This is a genomic window from Calditrichota bacterium (assembly GCA_014359355.1).
Classification (GTDB): domain Bacteria; phylum Zhuqueibacterota; class Zhuqueibacteria; order JANLFK01; family Oleimicrobiaceae; genus Oleimicrobium.
In genome coordinates this window covers 1-2,332 of the sequence record JACIZP010000225.1, presented here as the reverse complement: position 1 = coordinate 2,332, position 2,332 = coordinate 1, and the positions used below count along the sequence as shown (strand labels likewise).

General features: G+C 57.7%; 3 protein-coding genes. 1 reads left to right on the top strand and 2 read right to left on the bottom strand.

What is annotated here, in order from left to right:
• Together H5U38_10055 and H5U38_10050 are read right to left on the bottom strand one after the other, a co-directional pair.
• Positions 1-618, bottom strand: a 618-nt coding sequence (locus H5U38_10055; protein ID MBC7187364.1) for a hypothetical protein, incomplete at its 3' end; no start/stop codon positions are given.
• A gap of 299 nt (positions 619-917) precedes the next feature.
• Positions 918-1,328, bottom strand: coding sequence for a hypothetical protein (locus H5U38_10050; protein MBC7187363.1), 411 nt, complete (start codon positions 1,326-1,328; stop codon positions 918-920).
• 206 nt (positions 1,329-1,534) lie between these two features.
• Here H5U38_10050 and H5U38_10045 point away from each other — a divergent pair.
• Positions 1,535-2,332, top strand: a 798-nt coding sequence (locus tag H5U38_10045) for an RNA polymerase sigma factor RpoD/SigA (GenBank protein ID MBC7187362.1), incomplete at its 3' end; no start/stop codon positions are given.

Below are 2,332 nucleotides of genomic sequence, written 5' to 3'. Positions count from 1 at the left end.
CGCAGCAATCTTCTGGACTTCCTCAATCGTCAAGTTGTACCTTTTGGCAATCGCTGCCCTTGCCTTGCGGGGCCTATCGTCAACTCCCAGGGCATAAAGTCTATCTTCCTCAGCGACCAGGTCGTAAAATATCTTTTTCCTCTTCTCAAGGGGAATGCTGGCCTCAAATGACCCGGAGGGAGGTTTAGCGACACTCACGCGCAGCGAGTGCTTTGAGTAGTCGCCAGCTTTCATGTCGGCCGCTCCATCCCAGCTGCCATGAGGACCCCACTCAGCCATGCCGGCATTGTGTGCACCGCGAGTATCGGCATCTGGCAGGTAGAAATGGAAAACTACGGCACTGTAATGGGATTTCCTATAACGTGGAATCAACTGCTCGCATACGGCCCTTATTTCCTCCTCCTTCAGTGCCTTTGGCACTCGAAGCTTGACTTGTGCCCGTCTGACAGCCCCGTAGCTCAGATCATTTTCTTCCACGACGACGTATTCTGGAGTCGAAAGAACTCCCTTGGCAACCTGAACGGTATCTTTATCTTTGGGAGGCGCCTCTTCCTCTCGGTGCGTCGAGCACCCAAGCACAAGAAGCGCCGCCATCAGCGTGAGCACCAATGGTTTCATTTCGGGGGTCCACTCCGAGTGGAAACTGTCAGCACTATCCTGCCCTGGCCCAGAGCATCAGAGGCGCCGCCTGCCCCTTGCGGGCACGCGCTTCCGTTCCCCCGCCACCGACCCGCGCGTCTACCCAAAGCTGTGCGGATCCGCCGGGGATACTACTGCACGCCCCTAAGAATCGCTGATGCGGTTCTGACCACCTAACTCGCCTTGCCGTACATTTTTCAAGGAAGAGCAATAACAGACTTACCATGCCCAGCTGGTTGTCCTGCTAGTGCCTGTTGATTCGACCCTCGGAGGTAGGTTCAGCGGAACATCGCCTTGATGCTTCCCCAGGTGTGCCGCACGCTGGAAATCTGCGGTGATACCGACACCACCTTGTCGTAGTAGACAAAGCTCCCGTCGAAATTGACCAGCTTCAAGCGGTAGTAGTAGGTGTTGCCGCTGGACTTGAACACGGTGCGGTCCTCGTAGGCATAGTCCCGCGGCGATGAGGAATTCCCCGCGGCCTCGACAAAGGCTACAGCCTGGAAGCTCTTCCCGTCCAAGCCACGTTCGATTTCAAATCCCTTGAGGTTGGATTCTGCAGCAGTGGTCCAGCGGAGGGTAACCTTGTTCAACCCAGGCTCCGCCTCAAAGCGGGAGATGACCGCGCCCGCGAAAAGAGCGCTCAGCAAGCCAAAACTGATCAGCAGCGCAATCGTGACTCGGCTCATACCCACCTTGCGGTCTCTTGACTACCTTACTGCGCTCACAAAGATAATCATTTTCTTGAAAAATGCAAGTCTTTTTTTGCTTTTTTTTCGGCTCCAAGGCACGAGTTAATAAGGGTCGCGTGCCTGAGAAACCGGTTGACGGAGAGCAGACGATTACCTATATTTCCAACAGGCTGCAAAGCATGGGTCATGAACGGTAGGTCCCAATGCCATCCTCTAAGAAACGCCACGATCGGGCGGAGGGCCATTCCTTGGACAGGTACCTCCGGGAGATCGCGCGGGAACCTCTCCTTTCGCCCACCGAGGAGGTCGAACTTGCGCGCTTGGCGCGGCAAGGCGATACTGCGGCCTTGGAGCGTCTGACCAAGGCGAACCTTCGCTTCGTGGTCAGCGTCGCCAAGCAGTTTCAGAACCAAGGGTTGGCGTTGGCCGATCTCATCAACGAGGGCAATTTGGGGCTTATCAAGGCGGCGACGCGCTTTGACGAGACCCGTGGGTTTCGCTTCATTTCCTACGCGGTGTGGTGGATCCGTCAGGCGATACTGCAGGCACTTGCCGAGCAATCGCGCATTGTGCGCCTGCCCCTGAACCGTGTGGGTGCGCTCACGCGCATCGGCAAAGCGTTCTCCGCGCTGGAGCAGGAATACGAGCGCGAACCCTCGCCGCAGGAGGTGGCAGGGGCCTTGGAGATGAGCCCTGTGGACGTGGCCGACGCCCTCCGCTTCGCCAGTCGGCACATCTCGCTCAGCGCACCCTACTACGCCGACGACGGCACCTTACTTCTCGATACCATCGCCAACCCTGACGTCCCCGCTCCAGATTCCCCGTTGGTAGACGAGTCGCTGCAAGAAGAGATCCAGGCTGCCCTGGCTCGCCTCACCGTACGCGAAGCGGAAATCATCCGCCTGTACTACGGCCTGGACGAAGAACCGGCGCTCACTTTGGAGGAAATCGGCACCAGACTCGGCCTGACCCGGGAACGCGTGCGGCAGATTAAGGAGAAG

Coding starts and splice junctions, on each gene's coding strand:
- H5U38_10050 (MBC7187363.1), bottom strand. CDS start 1,328: ATGAGCCGAGTCACGATTGCGCTGCTGATCAGTTTTGGCTTGCTGAGC.